This is a genomic window from Methylobacterium sp. UNC378MF (assembly GCF_900103195.1).
In the GTDB taxonomy this organism is placed as follows: domain Bacteria; phylum Pseudomonadota; class Alphaproteobacteria; order Rhizobiales; family Beijerinckiaceae; genus Methylobacterium.
On the sequence record NZ_FMWU01000009.1, the window covers coordinates 151765 to 176075 of the forward strand.

Sequence of the window (24311 nt, forward strand, 5' to 3'; positions counted from 1 at the left end):
GTGTTGAGGGAAGCGGCGACCGAGGAACGTCGCTGACCTGCACACCGGTAGCGGCTTTGCCAGACTAGGCCGTTGCACCGGGCGGGCAGATTCATTTAGAGCTATTCCAGGCAGGAAAGCTCTGCCCGCATCGCTGCCGCGAGGGCGGCCAACAGGAGGAAATCCATGCGTTCACTCGTTTTCGGCGCCGTCCTTGCCGTCGCCATGCCGCTCGCGGCACAGGCCCAGGAGGCCGGAGACGCGGCCGCCGGCGAGAAGGCGTTCGCCCCCTGCAAGGCGTGCCACAATTTCCAGAAGAACGGCGTGGGTCCCGACCTGAAGGGCGTCGTCGGCCGCAAGGCGGGCACCTACGAGGGCTACAACTACTCCGCCGCCCTGAAGAATTCCGGCATTACCTGGGACGAGGCCAACCTGCACGAGTGGCTGAAGAACCCGAAGGCGAAGGTCCCGGGCACCAAGATGATCTTCCAGGGCTATCCCGACGACAAGAAGATCAACGACGTCATCGCCTATCTCAAGACGCAGTCCTGAGGCATCGACGCGTTAACGCCGAAACTGGGAGCGGCAACCGAGCCGCTCCCGGCCCTGTGGGAAGGCCCTATTCGGGAATAAGTCCTGCCTGAAGGCCGAGCCTGAGGGTGACGAGATCATGAAGCAGGTCCTTACGGCCCTGCACATCGAGGCCGGTCAGCCCTCCTGCCTCGTCGGGAATGCAGGCCAGTTCGCCGCGCAAGGCCTCGCCGGCCGGGGTGAGAAAGATGCTGACCTGGCGCTCGTCGACCCGGTCCCGCGCGCGACGGACCCGCCCCGAGGCTTCGAGGCGCTTCAGAAGCGGCGTCAGCGTCCCCGAATCCAGGAACAGCCGGTTCCCGATCTCCTTGACGGACAAACCGTCCTGCTCCCACAGCACCAACAGGACCAGATATTGCGGGTAGGTCAGTTCGTGGCGCCCGAGAAGATTACGGTAGGCGCGTCCGAACGCGTGCGCGGCGGCATAAACCGCGAAGCACAGCTGATTGTCGAGGCGCTGCCGCTCCTGCTGCGAAAGCTGGTCGGCAGGCGAATGCCCCGCCCGATCCGGCTCAGCGCCGATCTGCGAAGCCGTTGGGCCGGACATAGGAAAACTCTCTCTGGTAAAGACGGGCTCGCATACCGGTACGGCGATGGGCCACTCTTAGGCAGTTCGCTATACGTATACAATTGGGGCGCGCGGCCGGGATTGCCACGCGTTTTGCGCGGTGAACCTCAGCCATCCATCAATGGATGCAGATCCCGGACCATCGCCTTCAGGCGTTCATCAAGCACGTGCGTGTAGATCTGCGTCGTCGAGATGTCGGCATGGCCGAGCAGCTCTTGGACGACGCGCAGATCGGCCCCGTTCTGCAGGAGGTGACTGGCGAAGGCGTGGCGGAGCACGTGCGGGCTCACGCGGTCCGCATGCAGACCTGCCGCGGAGGCCAGGGCCTTGAGGTCGCGGGCGAAGGCTTGGCGGGTGAGATATCCGCTGTCGCTGTCGGCGGGAAACAGCCAGGCTGACTCCTCCGGCACCGCAGGAAGATGTGCCGCCATGGCTACGCGGGCTGCCTCGGTCAGGGGGACGAGGCGCTCGCGGCCGCCCTTGCCCTTGACGATGAGGTAGCGCTCGCGGCTCGCGCCGGCCGCGCGCGGTAGGGCGACCAGCTCGGAGACACGCAGGCCCGTGGCGTAGAGTAATTCGAGCAAGCAGACCATACGGCGCGCACGGCAGGCCGGTCCCGGCGCCTGATCGGCGACAGCGGCGGCCTGCGCGGTCGCGAGCAGCCGGTCGACCTCCGCAATGGACAGCACCTTGGGCAGAACCCGGCCCCGGCGTGGACCGGAGACCGCGACGCTGGGATCGCTCTCGGCACCGCCCTCGGCGTAGAGGAACTTGTGGAAACCGCGGACGCATGACAGGCGCCGCGCCGCCGAGGACGCCTTGAGGCCGCGCGCTTCGAGGTCGATCAGAAAGGCCCGGAGCGTGCCGGCGTCCACGTTGCGGAGCGCGGTTCCCGAGCGGGCGAGGTAGTCGAGGTAATCCTCAAGATCGCGCCGGTAGGCGGACAGGGTGTTGAGGCCGGCGCCCCGCTCCGCGGCCAGCATGTCGAGGTACTCGGCGACCTCGGGGCAGGGCGCCGGGGCGGCTTCGCCGCTGCCCTGCGACTCCCTCAACGGTTGCCCGGCTGGAGCTTTGAGGCCGGGATGGTCACGCTGATCTCCCGCGGCGTCGGCTGGACGAAGTTCGCGAGCGCGAACATCGCCGCAAAGACCAAACCCGCCAGGATCGCGAGGGTGGCAAAGAAACGGAACAGGGTCGGCACGTCGGTCGAACCTCGGGCAGACGGGCGCTGGCGGCGGGAAGGGGGCGGGCGAAGGCTTTCTCCGAGCCGCCGCCGGTGCCCGGGTTCGACCACGTGATCGCGGCGCTGACAAGGCCCACAACGACACAGCGATGCGTTTCGCAGGGCGCTTGAATCGCGCTAAGAGCCTGCCGCAGGATGTGAGGCTGCCTGGCGACGGACGCTCGGGCGCCGGTGAGGAGGCGGGGACGCCACACGGATGCGATGCAGGAGTCGATGCAGGAGGCCATGAGCGGCGAGGAGGCGGGTGAACCGGTCGAGGCGCGTCTGCGCCGCGCGCTCGGTCTGCGCTCGATCGTGCTCGTCGGCCTCATGGGCGCGGGCAAGAGCACCGTCGGCCGACGCCTGGCAAGCCGCCTCGGGCTGATCTTCAAGGATGCCGATATCGAGATCGAGGCGGCAGCCGGCCTGACGATCCCCGACATCTTCGCGATCTACGGCGAGCCGAGCTTCCGCGACGGCGAGGAGCGGGTGATCTCGCGGCTGCTCCGAGCCGGCCCCCTGGTCCTGGCGACAGGCGGCGGCGCCTATCTCCGCGAGTCGACCCGCGCCCGCATCGCAGAGTCGGCGGTCTCGGTCTGGCTGAAGGCCGATCTGGATGTGCTGATGCGGCGCGTGCGCAAGCGCGGCAACCGCCCGCTGCTCCAGACTGAGGATCCCGAGGCGACGATGCGGGACCTGATGGCCGTGCGCCATCCGGTCTATGCCGCAGCCGACGTGATGGTCATCTCCCGGGAGGTCTCGCACGACCGGGTCGTTCAGGACGTGCTGGAGGCCCTGGACGCGCATCTCAGCGGGGAAGGATCCATCCCCGTTGCCGCCCAGTGACACCCGAGCGACCCGACCTATGACCGAGCCGACACACCATCCGGACCTCCTGACCGTCCACGTGCCCCTCGACGCCGGCCGCGCCTACGACATCCTGATCGGGCGCGGGCTGATCGACACGGCGGGCACCACCCTGGCCGCGCTCGGGGGCCGCCGGGCGGCGATCGTGACGGACGCGACGGTGGGCGCGCTCTACGCCGCACGACTGCGGACGAGCCTGGAGCGCGCCGGACTTCAGGTGGGCGTGGTGACGGTGGCACCGGGCGAGGCCTCCAAATCCTACGCGGGCTACGCGGAGGTCTGCGATGGGCTGCTGGCCCTGAAGGTCGAGCGTGGCGATCTTGTCGTGGCGCTGGGCGGCGGCGTGGTCGGCGACCTCGCCGGCTTCGCGGCCGCCACCCTGCGCCGGGGCGTGCGCTTCGTGCAGGTGCCGACGAGCCTGCTCGCGCAGGTCGATTCCTCGGTCGGGGGCAAGACCGGGATCAACGCGCCCCTGGGCAAGAACCTGATCGGCGCCTTCCACCAGCCGCGCCTCGTCCTGGCGGACACGGCCGCCCTCGACACGCTGTCCGAGCGCGAGATGCGCGCCGGCTACGCCGAGGTCGCCAAATACGGGCTGATCGCCGATCCCGGCTTCTTCGACTGGTGCGAGGCGAATTGGCGCGGGATCTTCGCCGGCGGTCCGGAGCGCGAGCAGGCGGTCGCCGCCTGCTGCCGCGCCAAGGCCGCGGTGGTCACCCGCGACGAACGCGAGGACGGAGAGCGGGCATTGCTCAATCTCGGCCACACCTTCGGCCACGCCCTCGAGCGTCTGACGGGCTACGATTCCGCCCGGTTGGTGCATGGAGAGGGTGTGGCGATCGGTATGGCACTCGCCTTCCGGTTCTCGGCCCGCCTCGGGCTCTGCGCCGGCCAGGATGCCGGCCGCGTCGCCAACCACCTCGCGCTCGCCGGCCTGCCGACCCGTCTGCAGGCCGTCCCGGGCGGATGCGGCGACGCCGAGGCGCTCGTCGACGCGATGAGTCAGGACAAGAAAGTCCGCGACGGCGCCCTGACCTTCATCCTCGCTCGTGGCATCGGGCAGAGCTTTATCGCACCGGGCGTGGACCGGGCTGAGGTGGCGGCGTTCCTGCGCGACGAGTTGGCCTCGGACCCGGGCATCTGACGTCCGCAAGGTCCGGCTGCGGCCTTGCCTAACGCGGGCCGGGCCGCTATGAGCCTGCCACGTGCGGCGCCGGATATCGCGCCTCGCTGACGGTCCTATCGGGACCAGGGCCGCAATAGCTCAGCTGGTAGAGCACCTCATTCGTAATGAGGGGGTCGGGGGTTCGAATCCCTCTTGCGGCACCACTTTCCCCGATGACTTAAGCCTCTTCCCGGAAGCTTTGTGGCGGCCGAGCCTCTGCCCGGTATCCTGCGCCGGTTTCGAGCCGCCGGGGCTGTGTTTTCAGGGTCGTGCGGCGCGTGGCTCGCTCATGCCATGGCCAGCACAGCCGCGATCATCGCCACCCCGACCGCGAGCCACGCCGCGTAATCGCCGATCAAGCCGCTGTGGAGGGCTTCCAGCGCCCGCGTCGGCGCCGACTGCGTCGCACGAACGGGCAGGACGAGGAGCGCCGGCAGGTGGTTCCGCAACAGGCCGTAGCCGGCCCCAGCCAGCGCGGCGGCCACGGACGCCCAGGGCAGCCAGCCTGGTCCCTCCGACACCGCATCAACCACCGGCCGGTGCATGAAGGCCGACGCCGCCCGCGGAAGAGCGTGCTCGATCAGACCCGCCGGCACGCCCATATCGAGCGCGAGCAGAGCGCAGCACGGCCCCAGCATCAGCCAGAGCGGCCGATTGGCCTTCTCCCGCTCGTCCTCGCTCGGCGCCCCGGCCTCGTCGCCGGGATCGGGCCCGAGCCCGAGGAAGATGCGGCCTGCCGCCCGTAACACCGCCGCGCCGGTCAGAGCGGCGCCAATGACGCCGGCCACCAGCGCGATCCCGTGCCCCTGCTGCGCCAGCGCCCCCTGGATGAGGCGCGTGCCCTGGTCGAGCAAGCCGAGGGGCAAGCCACAGAGCAGCAGCCCGGCGAGAGCCATGGCGATCCCGGCCGGCCAGATCCCCCGGCCCAGGCCGCGCAGGGCGATCTCGTCGATGCTGGCCTGGGTGGCGAGCAGGATGCCGGCGACCATGAACAGGGCGCCCTTCACCAGCCCGTGCCCCACCACGTAGACCAGCATCCCGCCCGTCCCGTCGACTGAGAGGGCGCCGAGACCGGTGAGCATGATCCCGGCATGGGAGATGGTCGAGAAGGCGAGCATGCGCTTGAGATGGCGCTGCAGGAGGGCCATCCAGCCGCCCAACAGCGCGGTGAAGCAGCCGAGGCCGATGAGGAGCGCCGGCAAGGCATGCTGGACCTGATCAGAGGCCCCGAAGACCACCGCGCTCACCTTCGCCAAGCCGAACAGCCCGAGCGAGACCATCGCTCCGGAGAAGATCACCGAGACCGGGCTCGGCGCCACGGCGTGGGCATCGGCGAGCCAGAACTGGAACGGCACGATCGCGCCCTTGATCATCAAGGCCCCCGCCACGAGACAGAAAGCCCCGGCTACCACCGGATCGCGGCCTCCCCGGGCAACAGCAGCCGCGATGCCCTCGAAATCGAGCGTGCCGGTCTGCGCGTAGATCAGCCCGATGCCGCCGAGCATCAGGAAGCCCGCGAGGCTGTTGACCACCGTGAAATTGATGGCGCCCGCGAGGCCCGATTCCGCCAAGTGGTAGGCCGTGAGCGCGAAAGCTGCGACGCTCATCACCTCGAACCACACGAACAGGTTGAACATGTCGCGGGTGAAGCAGAACCCGACCATGGCGGCCAGGAACAGCAGCATCAGAATGTGGAAGTGGCCGTGCGTGCGGTCGAAGAAGCCCCAGGCGAACACGAAGGTCAGGGCGTAGAGGAGGCCGATGAAGGCCGCGACCCAGCCGCTGGCCTCGTCCACCGAGAACCCGATCCCGAGATGGAGGCCGTCGCGCGGCTCCCAGCCGCCGAACCAGTAGACCAGGGGTCCGTCGGCGGCGCGCACCGCGATGACGCCGCAGAGCACCGCGACGGTGAGCGCCGATAGCGTCGCCAGGATGTCGGGCAGGCGAGCCGGCAGGAGATGCGCCGTTGCCAGCATCGCCGCGCAGATCACGAGCGGAATGGCAACCGGCAGCGGGAGGAGGGCCGCGGGGAAAGCGGTCAAGAGGTGCTCTGCTCCCGGTCGCTCACTCGGCTTGCCCCTTGGCCGCGCCCGGATGTTCCGCCGGCGCGCATCGGCCGGAGCTTCTCCGGATCCAGGCTCCCGCCGCGTTTGTGAGCCTGGATCGTCAGGACGAGGAGCAGCGCCGTGAGCGTCGCGCCGACGACGATGTCGGTGAGCACCAGCGCCTGCATCACCGGATCGACCGCGGGCGTGCCCGGCGGGTGATCGTAGAAGATCGGCGCGATGCCGCCCCAGCGATAGCCGAGGCCGAGCAGGAGCACGTAGGTCGCCGACTGGCAGACGCCGAGGCAGCCGACGAGGTGGATGAAGTTGCGGCTGGTTGCGATGCCGTAGAGGCCGATCCCGAACAGCCACGCGGCGACCGCATAGGGCAGAACACTCACGCGGATTCCTCCCCCGGCTCCTCAGCCTCGTCCGCCGCGCGGGTCTCCTCCATGAATTCCAGGAAGAGCTGCGTGAACCCGCCTGTCACGGCCAGAGCGACGCCCAGGTTCTCGACGAGCATCAGCCCTCCCGAGAACAGGTCGCGGAATATGCCGAGCGGCAGGATGTTCTGCATGAAGGCAGCACCGGTGAGCATCGGCACCAGTCCGCACAGAGCGAAAAGCAGCGCGCCGCCGCCCTCCAGAGCGTCAAGCCAGTGACTGTGGATAGCCTGCCGCCAGCCGGCATAGCCTTCGCCGAGGTAGATCAGCAGAGTACCGGAAGCGAGGATGACGCCGCCCTGGAAGCCGCCGCCGGGGGTAACGGTGGCGTGCAGAACCACGTACAGGCCGAACAGGGCCGTGAGCGGACCGGCGATCCGGCACGCGAGAATCACGGCTTCGGAGCGGGGGATGACGGCGCGGCCGGGCCGGCGCATGGCGTGCCCTGTGTTGCCCTCGCCGCGTCGGCCTCGCAGCAGCACGACGGTGCCGGTGATGGCGGCGAGCAGCATGAACTCCTCGCCGAGGGTATCGAGGCCGCGCAGGTCGAAGTTGATGGCACTGACCATGTTGGCGACGTGCCGCGCCTCCGGGGTGATCGCGTTGATGCGTTCGCCGTACTGGGCGATCGTTGATCCGAAGGGCGGCAGTCCGGCGATCACCTCGGCTGCGCCGGGGAGCAGGACGAGAGCCGCGAGAGCAAGCAGCGCGATGCGGACGCGCGGGCTCACGGCTTCTCCTCGGGCGACTGGGTTCGGACGGCCATGAGCGCCACCAGGAAGAGAAGCGGCACCGCCGCCGAGCCCACCGCCAGTTCGGACAGGGCGACGTCGGGGGCCTGAAGGCCATCGAACAGGATGGCCAGGACGAGCCCGTTGACCGCGATCGCGAAGACTTGTCGTGCGGGATCGCGCACGAGCACCACGGCGGTGCCGGAGATCGCGGTGAACAGGAACAGCAGCGGCAGGATCACGGTCATCGAAGTTTCCTCATGCCGAACGGCCCTCGCGCATCAGCACGGCCCGCCCGGACACGTGCGACAGCACCGCCGCCCAGCCGAGGAAGATGACCATCATCAGCAGGATCTTGAGCGAGCGCCCGGAGAGGCCGTCGGCCAGGAAGGCAGCCACCGTGATGGGGGCAGAGGCCGAGACGTTGAGGAAGGCCAGCGCGTGCAGCCTGTCCAGGGCGCGGGGGAGACGCCACAGGGCGAGTGCGGAGAGCCACGTCACCGCCACCGCGAGGGTCAGCAGAAGACCAATGACGACGCTCATATCCAGCGCTCCAGGAAGACCGCGAGCAACATCGTGCCGGGCAGGTTGAGCAGGACCAGAGTGAGGGCGAGGTCGGTGATCGAGGCCTGATCGGTGGCGAAGGCCATGAGCGTCAGGATCAGGACCGTGACGCTGCCGACGAGCTGGTAGGCGGCGAAGCGCTGGCCAGGCGGGCCCCGCCACGCCAGGGCCGCTGCGAGCGCGAGTGGCGGCAGCAGCGCCAGGATGGCGGCCGTCCAGATGGTCATGGCGCGTCATCCGCCAGGACGTGCGTCGCCACCGTTCCGTGTTCGCGGTCGAGAGTGAGCACGTAGCTGTCAGGGGCGAGCGAGGCGGCAAGCAGCCCGGTAGCCCGCGCGGCCGGCGCCGTCCGGCCCTCGGGCGTTGCCCAGGCGAATTCGGCGGCGCTCCGCTCACGGATCGTCCCGCCACCGACGCCACCGAGCAGCGCCCTCACCAAGTGAAGGGCCACTCGGGCCGTCTGGCGCGGCATGCCACGAAGCGCAGGCCCGATTGGACTCAGCGTCCCTCGGTCGAAGCGGAACAGCACGCCGCCGCGCCGGCCGACGCCCCACCACCAAAACGTGCCGAGACTGGCGCAGGCGAGGGCGGCGAGGCCCTCGTTCGCGCTCACCGACCCGGCGAAGACCATGTAGGTTACGACGAGGACGAGCCAGATCGCGACGCCGTCGCGTCGCGAGCGCCTCCTGATCCCACTGATCGGTCCTGCCCGCATCGATCCTGACCGGGGCGTGCCCCGCGGAAGCGTGGCGATGCGCATATCCGACCAAACTTCGCCGCGGGCGTCGGCGTTCCCGGAACTCGAAGATACGCTTCCGTGTAGGGCGATCAGAGATGGAAATGCGCATGAAAGCCGAGATCCTCAATATCCGCTTCCTCCACCAGGGCTGGAGCCGGTTCGGGATTGCTCAGGTCCGCCTCGCCGACGGCGCCGTGGTCGAGCGGGAGATCGAGGATCACGGCAACTCGGTCGGGATCCTGCCCTACGACCCCGAGCGCAGGGTCGCCACGCTTGTTCGCGAATTGCGGGTCCCGCCGCTATTCGTGGCCGGCGAGCAGGTCCAGCTAGAGGCCCCGGCCGGCCTGATCGAGGACGGCAGCCCGGAAGCGAACGCCCGCCGGGAGGCGATGGAGGAGGTGGGCCTGCATCTGCACGCCCTGGAATTCGTCGCCGCCGCCTATTCCTGCGCGAGCCTCACCACCGAGAAGATCCACCTCTATCTCGCGCCCTACGGCCAGGCGGATCGGGCGGGGGCCGGCGGCGGGGCCGAGGGCGAGCACGAGAATATCCGGGTCGTCGAGATGCCGCTGGCCGAACTCGCCGGCCGAGCCGACCGCGCCGAGATCACCGATCTGAAGACACTTACCCTGGTTCTTTCGCTCCGGGCGCGGCATCCGGAGCTGTTTGAGACGTGAGACGCCGCTATCGTGGGCTCGTCCGGGGCCTCCTGACTGCACTGGCGCTCACCGCGGCCGCGTGGATCGCATTCCACCTGCGGTGAGGTCGCTCGGGACGGCTTGATCGCCGGCCACGGCGGGCCCATCGTCCGCGCAAGACTCGGGAGGTCACCGGATGACGCGCGCCTGCATCGTGGGCTGGGCCCACACACCCTTTGGCAAGCTGGAGGAGCCGGATGTTGAAGGGCTGATCGCCCGGGTTTCGGGCGAGGCGCTGGCCCATGCCGGGATCGAGGAATCCCAGGTCGACGGCATTTATGTCGGCTCGATGAATACCGGCTTCTCGAAGCAGGGCTTCGAGGGCTCGCTGGTGGCAGTGAACCGGCCGGGCCTCGCCCACGCGCCGGCGACCCATCTGGAGAATGCCTGCGCCACCGGCTCGGCGGCGCTGTATGCTGCCCTTGACTTCGTGGATAGTGGCCGCGGCCGGGTGGCCCTGGTGATCGGCGCCGAGAAGATGACGGCCAAAACCGTCGCCGAGACGGGCGACATCCTCCTCGGCGCCTCCTACCGCAAGGAGGAGGCCGACATCGAAGGGGGCTTTGCCGGCGTGTTCGGACGGATCGCGGCGGGATACTTCCAGTGCTACGGAGACCGCAGCGAGGAGCTCGCCCGTATCGCCGCCAAAAATCACCGCAACGGTGTTGGAAATCCCTTCGCGCAGCTGCGCAAGGATCTGGGCTTCGACTTCTGCAACCGCGTCTCAGACAAAAATCCCTACGTCGCAGCGCCCCTGCGGCGCACCGACTGCTCGCTGATCTCGGACGGCGCGGCGGCCTTGGTGGTGGCAGATGCCGAGCTGGCCGAGGGGCTTGATCGGGCGGTCGGCTTTCGCGCCCGGGCGCACGTCAACGACATCCTGCCCCTGTCCCGCCGCGACCCCACGGAGTTCAAGGGCGCACGGATGGCCTGGGAGAAGGCGCGCGCACAGGCCGGGCTCAGCAACGCGGATCTGTCCTTCGTGGAGACCCACGACTGCTTCACCATCGCGGAGCTGATCGAGTACGAGGCCATGGGGCTCGCCGCTCCCGGTGAGGGCTACCGCGTCGTGCGCGAGGGGCTGGCCGAGAAGGGCGGCAGGCTACCGATCAACCCATCCGGCGGATTGAAGGCCAAAGGTCACCCGGTGGGCGCCACCGGCGTGTCGATGCACGTGATGGCCTGCCTCCAGCTCATGGGCGAGGCTGGCGAGATGCAGGTGCCCGGGGCCGAACTCGCCGGGATCTTCAACATGGGCGGCGCGGCGGTGGCAAACTACGTGTCGATCCTGGAGCGGCGGCGCTGAGCAGCGGTCCCACGCACCGTTGGTGATCACGAATCACAGCTTTCCTCTGTCTCGCGGGAGAGGATCGAGTGCGGGGCGCATCGCCTCGCCGTCAGCGTCTTTGCGAGCGCGGGAGCCCACGCACTCCCCGAGCACGAACGTCGTGCTCAGTCCAGCTTGTCCAGCGCCTGCTGGAGATCGGCAATCAGGTCGGCCTCGTTCTCAAGCCCGATCGAGAGGCGGACGGTTTCGGGCCCGACCTGCGCGGCGGCCTTCTCGTGCTCCGGCAGCTGCCGGTGCGTGGTCGAGGATGGGTGAATCGCCAGCGACTTGATCTCGCCGATGTTCACGAGGTGTGAGATCAGCTCGAGGCCGGCGATGAACGTGAGCGCCGCCGGCTCGCCACCCTTCAACGCGAAGGTGAAGATCGAGCCCGGCCCGTTCGGCGTATAGCGCCGGGCGAGGTCCTCCCCGGGTTGTCCCGGCAGCAGCGGGTAGCTCACCCATGCCACCGCCGGATGATCCTTGAGGAAGGCCGCCACCGCTCGCGCATTGGCGCAGTGGCGCTCCATGCGCAGCGGCAAGGTCTCGATGCCCATGAGCGTCAGGAACGCGTTCATCGGTGACAGGCCGGGCCCGAGGTCGCGCAGGCCGAAGAACCGGCACGCCGCCGCGAACGGGGTCGCCGGGAAAGCCTTAGTCAGGACGAGCCCGTCGTAATCCGGCCAGGGCTCGGTGATCAGGTTGTAGCCGCCGGATTTCGACCAATCGAAGCGGCCGGCATCGCAGATCACGCCGCCGATGGTCTGGCCGGATCCGCCCAGGAACTTCGACGTCGAGTGCACGACGATGTCGGCTCCGTGCTCGATCGGGCGGATCAGGGCCGGTGAGGCGAGGGTGTTGTCGACCACCAGCGGCAGGCCGTGGCGCCGGGCCACCGCCGCGATTCCGTCGAGGTCCATCACGGAGGCGCAGGGATTTACGATCGACTCGCAGACGATCGCCCGACAGTCCGGAGTGATCGCCGCCTCGAAATCCTCAGGGCGCATGCCGGCGGCGAAGCGGGGCTTCAGATCGTAGCGGCCGTCGAGGCGGCGCATCAGGCCGAGCGAGCCGCCGAACAGGCGCGGCGACGCGACGTACGCGTCGCCGCTCTTCATCAGAGTCATCAGAACGAGCAGCATCGCCGACTGCCCGGAGGAGACTGCCACCGCACCCTTGGCGCCCTCAAGGTCGGCGATGCGGCGTTCCAGCGCAGCGACCGTTGGGTTGGAGCCGCGGGAGTACGAGAAGCCGGTCCGCCGGCCGGCGAAGATATCCGCCGCCTGCTCGGTCGAGTCGAACACGAAGCCGTTCGTGAAGTAGATCGGCTGGATCCGCGCGCCCGTGGCGGGGTCCGGCGCCGCGCCGGCATGGATGGCCCGGGTCGCGAAGCGGTAGGGTCGGGTCTGATCCGTCATGGCTCTCGGTCGGGTGTTCAGTGCCCGGACCGTGGGTGAACCCGAGCGGATCTGTGGGTCAAGCCGCGCGGCTGATGAAGGCCTGAAGGGTTCGGACCAGGGTCGTCGGCTCGTAGGGCTTCGGAATGAAGCGAGCGCCATCCGGCATGTCGTGGGGGCCGGGCGTGCCCATCCCGGATACCACCAGAACGGGAATCGACGGCCAGCGATGCGCCACGAGGCGGGCGAGGGCGAAACCGTCCATCGAGCCCTGCGGCATGTCGACGTCGGTCATCAGGACGCCGACATCGTCCCGGTTCTCCAAGACCTTCAGCGCCTTGTCGGCATGCGTCGCCTCGACGACGGTGAAGCCCGCATCCGCAAGGGTGTCAGACGCCTCCATCAGCAGGAGGCCGTCATCTTCCACCAGGAGCACCACGGGTTGGTCGGACGGGCTATCTGACATCAGACCTGCGAAGGTGAGTCCTAATTCCGAAGTCCGCGCCCTATTCCTCCGGGGCTCCCCGCGTCAAGGCGCAGGGACCGGATGGGTCAGGCCGCCTCGTCGCGCTTGCCGAGGCGTTTGTCGAGGTAGGTGTCCACCGTTTGCGTCAGTTCCTCGACCTTGCCGTCGAAGAAATGGTTCGCGCCGTCGACCATCTGGTGCTCGATGATGACGCCCTTCTGGGTCTTCACCTTCTCGATCACCGGCATGACTTCACGAGCGGGGGCCACCCGGTCCTCGGAACCGTGCACGAACAATCCGGAAGAGGGGCAGGGGGCCAGGAAGGTGAAGTCGTAGCGGTTCGCCATTGCGGCGATGGAGATGAAGCCCTCGATCTCGGGACGGCGCATCAGCAGCTGCATACCGATCCACGAGCCGAACGACACGCCGGCGATCCAGCAGGACTTCGCCTCAGGGTTGACGGACTGCACCCAGTCCAGGGCGGCGGCGGCATCCGACAGCTCGCCCGAGCCGTGGTCGAAGGAACCCTGGCTGCGACCGACCCCACGGAAATTGAAGCGCAGGGCTGCAAACCCACGATTGGCGAAGGTGTAGAAAAGATTGTACACAATCTGATTGTTCATCGTGCCCCCGAATTGAGGATGCGGGTGCAGGATGATGGCGATCGGCGCACCGCGCTTCTTGGGAGCTTGGTAACGACCTTCCAGGCGGCCGGCCGGGCCGGTGAAGATGACTTCGGGCATCGCTCGTCTCTCACTCTCGAGACCGCCCGCCGGGCGATCGGCGCGGCGGCGCGGCAACCTTGACTCGTCGCGCACGCCCCATAAAAGCAGTCTTAGAATAGTTCTAGATGATTAGAACTATTCTAAGGAAGCCGCTTGAAGCTCCGCGCCGGCTGCAACGCCGACCGGGCTGGGTCGGCGGGATCTCATTCTCTCGGCGCGCCTTAGCACGGCGAGCCGGTGCGCGGGCAAGGAATTGTGACGCGCCGCAGCAGAGGGCTAACGGAACGCGGATGAGCCGGGCACGTGCCTATCTCGACTACAATGCGACCGCGCCAGTCCGCCCTGACGTCGCGGACGCAGTGGCGCGCGCGCTGATGCTCCCCGGCAATCCGTCCTCCATCCACGCGGAGGGCCGCGCGGCCCGGGCTGCTCTCGAAGCGGCCCGCGCCGAGGTCGCGGCCCTGGTACATGCACGGCCCGAGCAGGTCGTCTTCACTAGCGGCGGCACCGAGGCAGCGAACGCGGCCCTGTCAGGCGCCCTGCGGCGCCGAGGCACGCCGGCCCCGACCCGGCTTCTCTACTCGGCGACGGAGCATCCCTGCGTCGCGGCGGGCCATCGGTTCCCCGAGGCGGCCGCGGAGGAGGTGCCGGTCAAGGCCGACGGCGTGGTCGATCTCGCCGTCTTGGAGGCGCGTCTCGCCGCGCTGGCGGATGAGACCGTGCTTCTCTCGGTCCACGCCGCCAACAACGAGACTGGCGCGGTGCAACCGCTCGCCGATATCGTCGGCTTGTCCCGAAAGCATGACAGGATCCTGGTTCACAGCGACGGCGTGCAGGCGGCTGGGAAGATCCCCCTCGACATGGCCGGCCTCGGTCTCGACGCGCTCACCCTGTCGGGCCACAAATTCGGGGCGCCGAAGGGCGTCGGCGCCCTGGTGCTGGCCGACGGCGTCACTCTGGAGAGGGCCTTTCTGCGCGGCGGCGGCCAGGAGCGCCGGCAGCGCTGCGGCACCGAGTGCCTGCCGGCGATCGTCGGGATGGGCGAGGCCGCCCGGATCGCCCGCGAATCCCTCGCACGGGAGGCGGCGCGCCTGTCGACCCTGCGCGACCGGATCGAGGCGGGCGTGCGCGCCCTGGCTCCGGGTGCGGTGGTGTTCGCCGCCGGTGCCGCACGCCTGCCCAACACCCTCAGCTTCTCGGTCCCGGGGCTCGACGCCCCCGCGGCCCTGATCGCCCTCGACCTCGCCGGCGTGGCGGTATCGTCGGGCTCGGCCTGCTCGTCAGGCAAGGTCGCGCGCTCGGCGACGCTCGCCGCGATGGGCGTCGATCCTGATCTCGCCGGGGGGGCACTGCGCGTCAGCCTCGGCTGGAACTCGGTGGACGAGGAGGTGGCATGCTTCCTCGACGCCTTCGAACGGGCCTTGCAGCCCCTATATAGACGGCGAGGACAGGCGGCCTGAGGGCCGCATCCCCCGCTTTCCGCCAGACGCTTCCCGGTCCTTGACGCCGGAGATGCCCAGGAGACGCTGATGCCTGCCGTGCAGGAAACCATTGACCGGGTCCGCTCGATCGACCTCGACCAGTACAAGTACGGGTTCGAGACCACCATCGAGATGGAGAAGTCCGAGAAGGGCATCTCCGAGGATGTCGTCCGCTTCATCTCGGCAAAGAAGAACGAGCCCGCGTGGCTGCTGGAGTGGCGCCTCGACGCCTATCGGCGCTGGCTGACCATGAAGGAGCCGGAGTGGGCGCGCGTCGCCTACGACAAGGTCGACTACAACGACATCTACTACTACGCGGCGCCCAAGCGCCCCGCGGCGATGTCGCTCGACGAGATCGACCCCGAGATCCTGAAGACCTACGAGAAGCTCGGCATCCCGTTGCGCGAGGTCGAGGTGCTGGAGGGTATCGCCCCTGAGCGCCGCGTCGCCGTCGACGCCGTCTTCGATTCGGTCTCGGTGGCGACCACTTTCAAGAAGGAACTCTCGAAGGCTGGCGTGATCTTCATGCCGATCTCCGAGGCCGTGCAGGAATATCCCGAGCTGGTGCAGAAGTACCTGGGCTCGGTGGTGCCGGCGACCGACAACTTCTTCGCGACGCTCAACTCCGCCGTCTTCTCCGACGGGTCGTTCGTCTACATCCCGCCGGGCGTGCGCTGCCCGATGGAGCTGTCGACCTATTTCCGCATCAACGAGCGCGACACCGGCCAGTTCGAGCGCACGCTGATCATCGCCGACAAGGGCTCCTACGTCTCGTATCTCGAGGGCTGCACCGCCCCGAAGCGCGACGACAACCAGCTGCACGCCGCCGTGGTCGAGCTCGTCGCCCTCGATGATGCCGAGATCAAGTACTCGACCGTTCAGAACTGGTACCCAGGCGACAATGACGGCAAGGGTGGCATTTACAACTTTGTGACCAAGCGCGGCGATTGCCGCGGCGCCCGCTCGAAGATCTCGTGGACGCAGGTCGAGACCGGCTCGGCGATCACTTGGAAGTACCCGTCCTGCATCCTGCGCGGCGACGATTCCCGCGGCGAGTTCTACTCGATCGCGGTGTCGAACGGCATGCAGCAGGTCGATTCCGGCACCAAGATGATCCATCTCGGCAAGAACACGACGAGCCGGATCATCTCGAAGGGCATCTCGGCGGGTCGCTCGCAGAACACCTACCGGGGCCTCGTCTCGGCCCACAGGAAGGCCTCAAATGCCCGGAACTTCACCAACTGCGACTCCCTGCTGATCGGCGACCAGTGTGGCGCGCACACCGTGCCCTACATCGAGTCGAAGAACGCCTCGGCGGTGTTCGAGCACGAGGCGACCACCTCGAAGATCTCCGAGGAGCAGAAGTTCTACTGCCAGCAGCGCGGCCTCTCCGAGGAGGAGGCGACCGCGCTGATCGTCAACGGCTTCGTCCGGGACGTGCTGCAGCAGCTGCCCATGGAGTTCGCCGTCGAGGCCCAGAAGCTGATCTCGATCAGCCTGGAAGGCTCGGTGGGCTAAGGGCCCTCAACGGGTGTGTGCATCCTCCCTCCCCCTTGCGGGGAGGGGCAGGGGTGGGGGTGGTGCCGGATAAAGTGCGGCGTTGCCTTCTGCTCCACCCCCACCTCCAACTCCTCCCCGCAAGGGGGAGGAGAGCGCGTCGCACTTCGTCACGCCAGGGTGCGTGAGCAGCGAGGCCTCGGGGCAGGGGACAATCAGCGAATTCGAACAGGACGACCAAGACATGCTGGAAATCAAGAACCTCGTCGTGCAGATCGAGGACAACCGCATCCTGAACGGCCTGAACCTGACCGTGAACGACGGCGAGGTCGCGGCGATCATGGGCCCGAACGGCTCGGGCAAGTCGACCCTCTCCTACGTCATCGCCGGCAAGGAGGATTACGAGGTTCTCGACGGCGAGATCCTGCTCGACGGGCAGAACGTGCTGGAGATGGCCGCCGACGAGCGCGCCGCGGCCGGCATCTTCCTGGCCTTCCAGTACCCGCTGGAGATTCCGGGCGTCGGCACCATGACCTTCCTCAAGGCCTGCCTGAACGCGCAGCGCAAGGCGCGCGGCGAGGCCGAGCTGTCGACCCCCGATTTCATCCGGGCGGTGAACGGCGCGGCCGACAAGCTCGAGATCAACAAGGAGATGCTCAAGCGCGCCCTCAACGTCGGGTTCTCCGGCGGCGAGAAGAAGCGCATGGAGATCCTCCAGATGGCGCTGCTGCAGCCGAAGTTCTGCGTGCTCGACGAGACCGATTCCGGCCTCGACATCGACGCCCTGCGCATCGTCTCCGAGGGCGTGAATGCGCTCCGCGACCAGGGCCGCTCGTTCCTCGTCATCACCCACTACCAGCGGCTGCTCAACCACATCGTGCCCGACACCGTGCACGTCATGTCGAAGGGCCAGATCGTGAAGACCGGCGGCAAGGAGCTCGCCCTCGAGCTCGAGGCCTCCGGCTACGCCGAGTACCGCACCAGCGAGGCCGCCTGAACCATGGCCGACGTCACCAACCTCCGCTCCCCCGCCGAGGCCGGCCTGTCGAAGCTGTTCGAGACCGCCCGCCAGAGCTTCGCCAGCGACGCGACGATCGCGCGCGAGGAGGCGTTCCGCTTCTTCGAGGCGACCGGCCTGCCGAGCCGCCGGGTCGAGGCGTTCAAGTACACCGACCTGCGCGCCGCGATCACCGAGGCGGCCCCCCCGGCCGAGGCGCCGAGCCTTGAGGCCGCCAAGGCCGCCGTGGCGCAGGCCACCGGCTTTGGCGGGATCGAGGCCGCGCGCCTGACCTTCGTGAACGGCCATCTCGTCCGCGAGCTGTCCGACCTCGACAGCCTGCCGGACGGCGTCCGCGTCGTGCCGCTCAACGAGGCGCTGACCCAGGGCGACGCCGCCCTGAAGCAGCTCGCTCCGGTGCCCCAGGCGCGTGAGAACCCGGTCTACCAGCTGAACACCGCCTTCCTGGCGGACGGCGCAGTCATCGCGGTCGCACCCGGCGCGAAGCCGGACCGGCCGGTCCATCTGCGCTTCGTCGGCTCGGGCGCGGCGCCGTTCTCGACGGCCACCCGCGTGCTCGTGCAGATCGGCGAGGAGGCGGACTTCGCTCTGCTGGAAAGCCATGAAGGTCCGGACGGGCTCACCTGCCAGCCGAACGATGCCCTCGACGTGGTGGTCGGCCCGCGGGCGGCTTTCCGGCATACTCGCCTCAACAAGGAGGGTGACGCCACCATCGCGCTCTCGACCCTGTCGCTGAAGGTCGAGGCCGAGGGTCAGGTCGAGACCGTGAACCTCGTGACCGGGGCGGTGCTGTCGCGCCACCAGATCTACGTGCACGTCGCGGGGGACGACACCAACGTCGTGGTGAACGGGGCGGCGATGCTGCGGAACGGCCAGCTCGCCGATTCGACGCTGCTCGCCGACCATGCCGCGGTTGGCGGCGTCGGCCGCGAGCAGTTCAAGTGGATCATCGACGGCGACGCCACGGGCGTGTTTCAGGGCAAGATCATCGTCCGTCAGGTTGCGCAGAAGACCGACGGCAAGATGAAGTCCGATTGCCTCCTCCTCACAGACGAGGGGCAGATGATGAACAAGCCGGAGCTGGAAATCTTCGCCGACGACGTCGCTTGTGGCCACGGAGCAACCTGCGGCGCGCCGGATCCGGATCTGCTGTTCTACCTGATGGCCCGCGGCTTGCCCCGCCCGGTCGCCGAGAGCCTGCTGGTTCAGGCCTTCGTGGGCGAAGCTGTGGAGTCTGTCACGCACGAGGGGGCCCGCGCGGCGCTCATCGGCGAGATCGAGGCTTGGCTCAGGGCGCGCGGCTGACGACCCTGGCCGACCCGGCTGCAGGGTCGGCCGCTCCTACAACCCGACGCTCATCCGATGGAGCCTGCGCGAGCGGGCCTCGAAGGAGGGATCCAGGGACTGCAACGCCAGCTGGAGGGCTCCTTCGAGGCCTCCACTTCGCTCCGACCCCTCGGGATGAGGGCTGTTTTCGGGATCGGCGAAGTTTTCGGAAGGTCGCGACCATGAACGCACCCGTCCTCACCCCAGCCTACGACGTCGAGGCGATCCGCAGGGATTTCCCGATTTTGGCGCAGCAGGTTTACGGCAAGCCGCTCGTCTATCTCGATAACGCCGCCTCCGCTCAGAAGCCGAGGCAGGTGATCGACGCGATGGTCTCTTGCATGGAGACCGGCTACGCCAACGTCCATCGCGGCCTGCACTACATGGCGAATGCCGCGACCGAAGGATTCGAGGGCGCGCGCGAGACGACCCGCCAGTTCCTCAACGCCGCCTCGACCGACGAGATCATCTTCACCCGCAATGCCACCGAGGCCTACAACCTCGTGGCCTCGTCGATGGGCTGGGCCGGGCTGATCGGCGAAGGGGACGAGATCATCCTCTCGATCATGGAGCACCATTCCAACATCGTGCCCTGGCACTTCCTGCGCGAGCGCCGCGGCGCCGTGATCAAGTGGGCACCGGTGGACGATGAGGGCAACTTTCTGGTCGAGGAATACGAGAAGCTGTTCTCACCTCGGACCAAGATGGTGGCGATCACCCACATGTCGAATGTGCTGGGCACCGTGACGCCGGCCGCCGAGATCGTGCGCATCGCCCACGCCCACGGCGTGCCGGTGCTGCTCGACGGCGCGCAGAGCGCCGTGCACCAGCCGGTCGACGTGCAGGCGCTCGACTGCGACTTCTTCGTCTTCACCGGGCACAAGGTCTACGGCCCCACCGGGATCGGCGTGCTCTATGGCAAGAAGGAGTGGCTGGAGCGCCTGCCGCCCTATCAGGGCGGCGGCGAGATGATCCGGACGGTGAGCGAGGACGCGATCACGTACAACGATCCGCCGCATCGGTTCGAAGCCGGCACACCGGCGATCATCGAGGCGGTGGGTCTCGGAGCCGCGCTCGAATACATGATGAAGGTCGGGCGCGATGCCATTGCGGCGCACGAGGCTAAACTCACGGCCTACGCGCAGGAGCGGCTCGGCGCGATGAACGCGCTGCGGCTGATCGGCACTGCGCCGGGGAAAGGCGGCGTGATCGCCTTCGAGATGAAGGGGGCGCATGCGCACGACATCGCCACCGTGATCGACCGCCAGGGCGTCGCCGTGCGGGCCGGGACGCATTGCGCCATGCCGCTGCTCAAGCGCTTCGGCGTGACCTCGACCTGCCGGGCCTCGTTCGGCCTCTACAACACCACCGCGGAGATCGATGCCCTTGCCGAAGCGCTCGGTCGAGCAGAAATGCTGTTCACCTGATATCTGGTTCGTGGCTGGTCCCGTCCGCACGGGTCCGGGGAGAGTGAAGCGATGACCACCGACGCCACCATTACGGGGGGCATGAACGCCCCCGCCGTCGCCGGCGATTCCGCGATCCCGCCGGCGGAGATGGATCGCCTGACCGACGACATCGTCGCGGCGCTGAAGACGGTCTACGATCCCGAGATTCCGGCCGACATCTACGAGCTTGGCCTGATCTACAAGGTCGACATCGGCGACGATCGGAACGTCGCGATCGACATGACACTGACCGCTCCCGGCTGCCCGGTGGCAGGCGAGATGCCCGGTTGGGTGGAGAACGCGGTGAGCGCCGTGCCGGGCGTGCAATCCTGCGCGGTAACCATGGTGTTCGATCCGCCCTGGGACCAGAGCCGCATGTCGGACGAGGCCCGCGTCGCCCTCGACATGTGGTAGGGCGGTCCGGACGCTCAGGGGTCCTAAAGACGCCGCCGGGTGCGGCGCAACGACATCTGCCACGCCGGGTCCACTTTGCCGCAACAGAGGCCTGCCTCGCTTCCGTCGCGGCGCGGATGAAGAACGGGATTTCCCTCATATGCGGCGATCTACGTAGCCGTTAATGCCGCGCTAACCATGACCACGCAGATCGGGGGCGGCCGCTGCGAGAGCGGCCATTCCCGCGACATGGTTGGTGGAAACGAATGGCTTCGGGCTATGTGGTCGCGACGTTCCTGGAGGCGGCCGGGTTGGTCGGCCTCGTGATCGCGGTGCTCAAAATGCGGACGGAGCGGCGGGCAAAGGCCGTCGAATTGCGGAGCTTCCTCCGCTCCGGACTGATCCCGGCTGCCGACATCGTCGGAGCGCGCCGGCTCACGGAAGGCGCCTCGCGGGCGGTCGCCGTCCCGTTCACCCCCGGTCGTGGGAGTGGGTCGCCCGCGCATCCATCAGCCGCTCGCTCGGCGCTCGAACGTGCCATTGTGCGCGGCGGCCCCGCTCCGCGAACGATTCCCACCAACGCAATCAGCGCAGGATGATGTCGAGGCCGCTGCCGAAGAGAACCACGACGCTGAGCGTCAGCATGAACTTCAGGTCCTCGAGATGGGCGCTCATGATCGATCCTCGTTGTTCGGCGAATTGGCTGCCGCTCGGATGACCGATCATCACCAAATGAGCGGGATTTTCGCGAGTCCTTTCAGGATCCGTTAGGGATTTACCGACCGTTTCCGTTTACTAACGTTACCAATGCGTTAAGGTAGGATCCCCGGGCAGCGGCTCATTCTGGTCCGAAGATGCGCCACGACGCGCTCCTTCCGGGACGCGCGAAGGATCGAGCCATGTCTACACCCGCGCGCAAGCCAGTCCGGCGGGCGGTCGACTGGATGTTCCGCGACCGAACCACCGGAGCGATCACGGTCGCGCAATGGCCGAACCTGCCGCTCTGGCTGTTCGCGGGCTTCAGCCTAGCCGGTTGGTTGGCACAGGACCGGGGAGAACTCGCCTCCTGGCTAACGCTCGGGGCCGATATAGCGTTGGCGTGGTGGGCGGCCGATGAACTTCTGCGCGGGGTGAATCCCTGGCGCCGGATCCTCGGCGCCGTGACGCTCGTCGGTCTGGCTACGCTGATCACGCTTCGGAGAGCGGCCTAGCGCGGGCAGGGCGAAGCCGAAGATTGTATTGCCGAAGCACATCTCTGCGCGGCCGTAACCTGGCTCAGATGAAACACGTACACCTGTCAGCAAATGACGCTGTTTCGCGGCTGCCGACGCGTCGTTCGTCAAGCGCCTTGCCGAAGGCGGGATCATAACGGCAGGTTGCACCTGCCGAGAAAGTGTGAATGGTCGAGCCACGCGCTTCGCGAACGGCGCATGTTGGACATCCCGCGCGTTTTGGCTCGGCTGACGAATTGGTTTCGATGAGATCATGGCGGACGCGGGGGGATTCGATCTCGACGGCAGAGCGAAACCTGCTGATGAGCGGGAAGTGCTGCTTCGCCAGATTGCCGACGCGCTGAGGATGCCGGTCTCGACCTTCCGGAGACCGGCAGGGTCTTCGAGGGGGCGCGGTCCGAGCGCGGGGGAATGTGTCGCTCTGCTCACGGCCTTCTCGCGCATCGAAGACGCGGATCTTCGAAAGGAATGCGTGGCGCTGGTGGAGCGCTACAGTCGCACGTAAGCGGCGGGCGTGCCCGTGGTGCGGTGGCACACACGGGATCCGTCAGCGCCGTGAATACAGCATGCTATAGGGGCGCCCGTTGTCGGAGCCGGTCCGCACGGTCGGCTACCGCGCACGGCGGCGGTCTCACGGCTGCCGGCACCGTGCATGCCCAGCTCGCTCCAGGCCCCGATGCCGATCATCTCCATCTCGAAGCTGTCGAAAACCTACACGTCCGGCTTCACCGCCCTGCGGGACATCGACCTCGCCGTTGAGCGTGGAGAGATCTTCGCGCTGCTCGGTCCGAACGGGGCGGGAAAATCGACGCTGATCAACATCGTCTGCGGCATCGTCACGGCGAGTTCGGGGACCGTTCTGGTCGACGGCCACGATATCGGGGCGGATTATCGTGCCGCGCGCCGGGTGATCGGCCTCGTCCCGCAGGAACTCACCACCGACGCCTTCGAGACGGTGCTGAACACCGTGAACTTCTCCCGCGGGCTGTTCGGGCTGAAGCCCGATGCCGGGCATATCGAGCGGATCTTGCGGGCACTCTCCCTCTGGGACAAGCGCGACAGCCGGCTGATGACCCTGTCGGGCGGCATGAAGCGCCGGGTGCTGATCGCCAAGGCCCTGTCGCACGAGCCCCGGGTTCTGTTCCTCGACGAGCCCACGGCGGGCGTCGATGTGGAGCTGCGCCAGGACATGTGGCGCCTCGTCCGCGACCTGCGCCAGCAGGGCGTCACCGTCATCCTCACCACGCACTACATCGAGGAGGCCGAGGAGATGGCCGACCGCATCGGGGTGATCCGCCGGGGCGAGATCATCCTGGTGGAGGAGAAGGCCGCGCTGATGCGCAAGCTCGGTCGCAAGCAGCTGATTCTGCATCTTCAGCAGCCGCTCGCGGCGGTGCCGCCGGACCTCGCCGACTACGAGCTGGCGCTGGCCGGGGAGGGACGCGAACTGGTCTACACCTACGACACCCGCGCCGAGCGCACCGGCATCACCGGCCTGCTCACGGGGCTGTCCGCCGCAGGGATCCGCTTCAACGACCTCCACACCGAGCAGAGTTCGCTGGAGGACATCTTCGTGGGCCTCGTACGCGAGGAGAGGGTACAGGCATGAGCGCGGCGTTCACGATGAACTGGCCGGCGGTCCGGTCTATCTATCGGTTCGAGATGGGCCGCTTCTGGCGCACGGCCGGACAGAGCATCCTGGCTCCCGTCATCTCGACCACCCTGTACTTCGTAGTCTTCGGCGCGGCGATCGGCTCCCGGGTCTCGGCGGTTGACGGCGTGCCCTACGGGCTGTTCATCGTGCCGGGCCTGATCATGCTCTCACTTCTGACGCAGAGCATCTCGAACGCCTCGTTCGGCATCTACTTCCCGCGCTTCGCCGGCACGATCTACGAGATCCTGTCGGCGCCGATCTCGCCACTGGAGGTCGTGCTGGGCTTCGTCGGCGCGGCGGCCTCAAAATCGATCCTGATCGGGCTGATCATCCTGGCGACCTCGGCCCTGTTCGTGCCGCTGCGGATCGACCACCCGTTCTGGATGATCGGCTTCCTGCTGCTCACGGCGGTGACGTTCAGCCTGTTCGGCTTCGTCATCGGCCTCTGGGCCGACGGCTTCGAGAAGCTGCAGCTCGTGCCGCTCCTCATTGTGACGCCACTGACCTTCCTGGGCGGCAGCTTCTACGCCATCGGCATGCTGCCGCCGTTCTGGCACGCGGTCAGCCTGCTCAACCCGGTCGTGTACCTGATCAGCGGCTTCCGCTGGGCGTTCTTCGGCAAGGCGGATGTGAACATCGCGGTCAGCCTCGGCATGACCGCGCTGTTCCTGGTGATCTGCCTCGGCCTCGTGACCTACATCTTCCGGACCGGATACCGGCTGAAGAGCTGACGCC

Annotated in this window: 28 protein-coding genes and 1 tRNA gene; 16 read left to right on the top strand and 13 right to left on the bottom strand. The window is 67.8% G+C overall.

Annotation, left to right across the window (positions count from 1 at the left end):
* Positions 1-165 precede the first annotated feature (165 nt).
* Positions 166-531 carry a c-type cytochrome gene (locus BLT59_RS11605; protein ID WP_091779613.1) on the top strand — a complete coding sequence of 122 codons (366 nt, stop codon included), beginning with the start codon at positions 166-168 and terminating at the stop codon, positions 529-531.
* A gap of 67 nt (positions 532-598) precedes the next feature.
* On the opposite strand, the gene BLT59_RS11610 is transcribed toward BLT59_RS11605, so the two are convergent.
* The 3 genes from BLT59_RS11610 to BLT59_RS11620 form a co-directional block, all read right to left on the bottom strand.
* Positions 599-1117 carry a MarR family winged helix-turn-helix transcriptional regulator gene (locus BLT59_RS11610; protein WP_173009216.1) on the bottom strand — a complete coding sequence of 173 codons (519 nt, stop codon included), beginning with the start codon at positions 1115-1117 and terminating at the stop codon, positions 599-601.
* A gap of 128 nt (positions 1118-1245) precedes the next feature.
* Positions 1246-2190 carry a site-specific tyrosine recombinase XerD gene (locus BLT59_RS11615; RefSeq protein ID WP_091779615.1) on the bottom strand — a complete coding sequence of 315 codons (945 nt, stop codon included), beginning with the start codon at positions 2188-2190 and terminating at the stop codon, positions 1246-1248.
* The gene (locus BLT59_RS11620; protein WP_091779617.1) at positions 2187-2339 is read right to left on the bottom strand and encodes a histidine kinase; all 153 of its coding nucleotides are present in this window, start codon (positions 2337-2339) and stop codon (positions 2187-2189) included. The genes BLT59_RS11615 and BLT59_RS11620 overlap by 4 nt, the downstream gene beginning before the upstream one ends.
* A 243-nt stretch (positions 2340-2582) precedes the next feature.
* On the opposite strand from BLT59_RS11620, the gene BLT59_RS11625 reads away from it, so the two are divergent.
* The 3 genes from BLT59_RS11625 (at position 2583) to BLT59_RS11635 (ending at position 4556) form a co-directional block, all read left to right on the top strand.
* Positions 2583-3206, top strand: a complete 624-nt coding sequence (locus BLT59_RS11625) for a shikimate kinase (RefSeq protein ID WP_244513947.1) — start codon at positions 2583-2585, stop codon at positions 3204-3206.
* A gap of 19 nt (positions 3207-3225) precedes the next feature.
* A complete protein-coding gene (gene aroB, locus BLT59_RS11630; protein WP_091779619.1) occupies positions 3226-4371 on the top strand; it encodes a 3-dehydroquinate synthase in 1146 nt (381 codons plus the stop codon).
* A gap of 109 nt (positions 4372-4480) precedes the next feature.
* Positions 4481-4556: transfer RNA gene (locus BLT59_RS11635), tRNA-Thr, on the top strand.
* Between the two features lie 123 nt (positions 4557-4679).
* Here BLT59_RS11635 and BLT59_RS11640 read toward each other — a convergent pair.
* Genes BLT59_RS11640 through BLT59_RS11670 form a run of 7 tightly spaced genes read right to left on the bottom strand, consistent with a single transcriptional unit; the run spans position 4680 to position 8890 of the window.
* Positions 4680-6434: a complex I subunit 5 family protein gene (locus tag BLT59_RS11640; protein WP_091779621.1), complete on the bottom strand. Its 1755-nt coding sequence runs from the start codon at positions 6432-6434 to the stop codon at positions 4680-4682.
* Positions 6431-6838 carry a sodium:proton antiporter gene (locus tag BLT59_RS11645; protein ID WP_091779622.1) on the bottom strand — a complete coding sequence of 136 codons (408 nt, stop codon included), beginning with the start codon at positions 6836-6838 and terminating at the stop codon, positions 6431-6433. Before BLT59_RS11645 ends, BLT59_RS11640 begins: the two co-directional genes overlap by 4 nt.
* Positions 6835-7611, bottom strand: coding sequence for an MnhB domain-containing protein (locus BLT59_RS11650; RefSeq protein ID WP_091779624.1), 777 nt, complete (start codon positions 7609-7611; stop codon positions 6835-6837). The genes BLT59_RS11645 and BLT59_RS11650 overlap by 4 nt, the downstream gene beginning before the upstream one ends.
* On the bottom strand, positions 7608-7859 hold the full coding sequence (locus BLT59_RS11655) for a Na(+)/H(+) antiporter subunit B (protein ID WP_091779626.1): 252 nt from the start codon (positions 7857-7859) through the stop codon (positions 7608-7610). Before BLT59_RS11655 ends, BLT59_RS11650 begins: the two co-directional genes overlap by 4 nt.
* Before the next feature lie 10 nt (positions 7860-7869).
* The gene (locus BLT59_RS11660) at positions 7870-8154 is read right to left on the bottom strand and encodes a monovalent cation/H(+) antiporter subunit G (protein ID WP_091779628.1); all 285 of its coding nucleotides are present in this window, start codon (positions 8152-8154) and stop codon (positions 7870-7872) included.
* Positions 8151-8402, bottom strand: coding sequence for a monovalent cation/H+ antiporter complex subunit F (locus BLT59_RS11665; protein ID WP_091779630.1), 252 nt, complete (start codon positions 8400-8402; stop codon positions 8151-8153). Before BLT59_RS11665 ends, BLT59_RS11660 begins: the two co-directional genes overlap by 4 nt.
* Positions 8399-8890, bottom strand: coding sequence for a hypothetical protein (locus tag BLT59_RS11670; RefSeq protein ID WP_091779632.1), 492 nt, complete (start codon positions 8888-8890; stop codon positions 8399-8401). The genes BLT59_RS11665 and BLT59_RS11670 overlap by 4 nt, the downstream gene beginning before the upstream one ends.
* A gap of 131 nt (positions 8891-9021) precedes the next feature.
* Between BLT59_RS11670 and BLT59_RS11675 the strand changes: the two genes are divergently transcribed.
* Together BLT59_RS11675 and BLT59_RS11680 are read left to right on the top strand one after the other, a co-directional pair.
* Complete coding sequence (locus BLT59_RS11675) at positions 9022-9591, top strand: NUDIX domain-containing protein (RefSeq protein WP_091779739.1); 570 nt, start codon at positions 9022-9024, stop codon at positions 9589-9591.
* A gap of 157 nt (positions 9592-9748) precedes the next feature.
* A complete protein-coding gene (locus BLT59_RS11680; protein ID WP_091779634.1) occupies positions 9749-10918 on the top strand; it encodes an acetyl-CoA acetyltransferase in 1170 nt (389 codons plus the stop codon).
* Between the two features lie 146 nt (positions 10919-11064).
* Here the strand turns inward: BLT59_RS11680 and BLT59_RS11685 are convergent, their stop codons facing one another.
* The 3 genes from BLT59_RS11685 to BLT59_RS11695 all read right to left on the bottom strand — a co-directional run bounded on the left by BLT59_RS11685 (position 11065) and on the right by BLT59_RS11695 (position 13545).
* Entirely contained in the window at positions 11065-12357 is a 1293-nt protein-coding gene (locus tag BLT59_RS11685; RefSeq protein ID WP_091779637.1) for an O-acetylhomoserine aminocarboxypropyltransferase/cysteine synthase family protein, read from the bottom strand.
* A gap of 58 nt (positions 12358-12415) precedes the next feature.
* Positions 12416-12802 (bottom strand): response regulator, encoded by a 387-nt coding sequence (locus BLT59_RS11690; RefSeq protein ID WP_091779639.1) that lies wholly within the window; start codon positions 12800-12802, stop codon positions 12416-12418.
* An 86-nt stretch (positions 12803-12888) separates the two neighbouring features.
* A complete protein-coding gene (locus BLT59_RS11695; protein ID WP_091779641.1) occupies positions 12889-13545 on the bottom strand; it encodes an alpha/beta hydrolase in 657 nt (218 codons plus the stop codon).
* 272 nt (positions 13546-13817) lie between these two features.
* Here BLT59_RS11695 and BLT59_RS11700 point away from each other — a divergent pair, with 272 nt between their 5' ends.
* From BLT59_RS11700 to BLT59_RS11750, 10 genes are all read left to right on the top strand, one after another.
* Positions 13818-14987, top strand: a complete 1170-nt coding sequence (locus BLT59_RS11700) for a cysteine desulfurase family protein (RefSeq protein ID WP_091779643.1) — start codon at positions 13818-13820, stop codon at positions 14985-14987.
* 69 nt (positions 14988-15056) lie between these two features.
* Positions 15057-16526 carry a Fe-S cluster assembly protein SufB gene (gene sufB / locus BLT59_RS11705; RefSeq protein WP_091779645.1) on the top strand — a complete coding sequence of 490 codons (1470 nt, stop codon included), beginning with the start codon at positions 15057-15059 and terminating at the stop codon, positions 16524-16526.
* A 223-nt stretch (positions 16527-16749) separates the two neighbouring features.
* Positions 16750-17502, top strand: a complete 753-nt coding sequence (gene sufC, locus BLT59_RS11710; RefSeq protein ID WP_091779740.1) for a Fe-S cluster assembly ATPase SufC — start codon at positions 16750-16752, stop codon at positions 17500-17502.
* Between the two features lie 3 nt (positions 17503-17505).
* Positions 17506-18828 carry a SufB/SufD family protein gene (locus tag BLT59_RS11715; RefSeq protein ID WP_091779647.1) on the top strand — a complete coding sequence of 441 codons (1323 nt, stop codon included), beginning with the start codon at positions 17506-17508 and terminating at the stop codon, positions 18826-18828.
* Positions 18829-19031: 203 nt separating this feature from the next.
* On the top strand, positions 19032-20276 hold the full coding sequence (locus BLT59_RS11720; protein ID WP_091779649.1) for a cysteine desulfurase: 1245 nt from the start codon (positions 19032-19034) through the stop codon (positions 20274-20276).
* 51 nt (positions 20277-20327) lie between these two features.
* Positions 20328-20711, top strand: a complete 384-nt coding sequence (locus BLT59_RS11725) for an SUF system Fe-S cluster assembly protein (protein WP_091779651.1) — start codon at positions 20328-20330, stop codon at positions 20709-20711.
* Between the two features lie 245 nt (positions 20712-20956).
* A complete protein-coding gene (locus BLT59_RS11730) occupies positions 20957-21289 on the top strand; it encodes a hypothetical protein (RefSeq protein ID WP_091779653.1) in 333 nt (110 codons plus the stop codon).
* 300 nt (positions 21290-21589) lie between these two features.
* Positions 21590-21901 (top strand): hypothetical protein, encoded by a 312-nt coding sequence (locus tag BLT59_RS11735; protein ID WP_244513948.1) that lies wholly within the window; start codon positions 21590-21592, stop codon positions 21899-21901.
* 697 nt (positions 21902-22598) lie between these two features.
* Positions 22599-23531, top strand: a complete 933-nt coding sequence (locus BLT59_RS11745; protein ID WP_091779657.1) for an ABC transporter ATP-binding protein — start codon at positions 22599-22601, stop codon at positions 23529-23531.
* Positions 23532-23545: 14 nt separating this feature from the next.
* Complete coding sequence (locus BLT59_RS11750) at positions 23546-24307, top strand: ABC transporter permease (RefSeq protein WP_091779744.1); 762 nt, start codon at positions 23546-23548, stop codon at positions 24305-24307.
* The last annotated feature ends 4 nt before the right edge of the window (positions 24308-24311 follow it).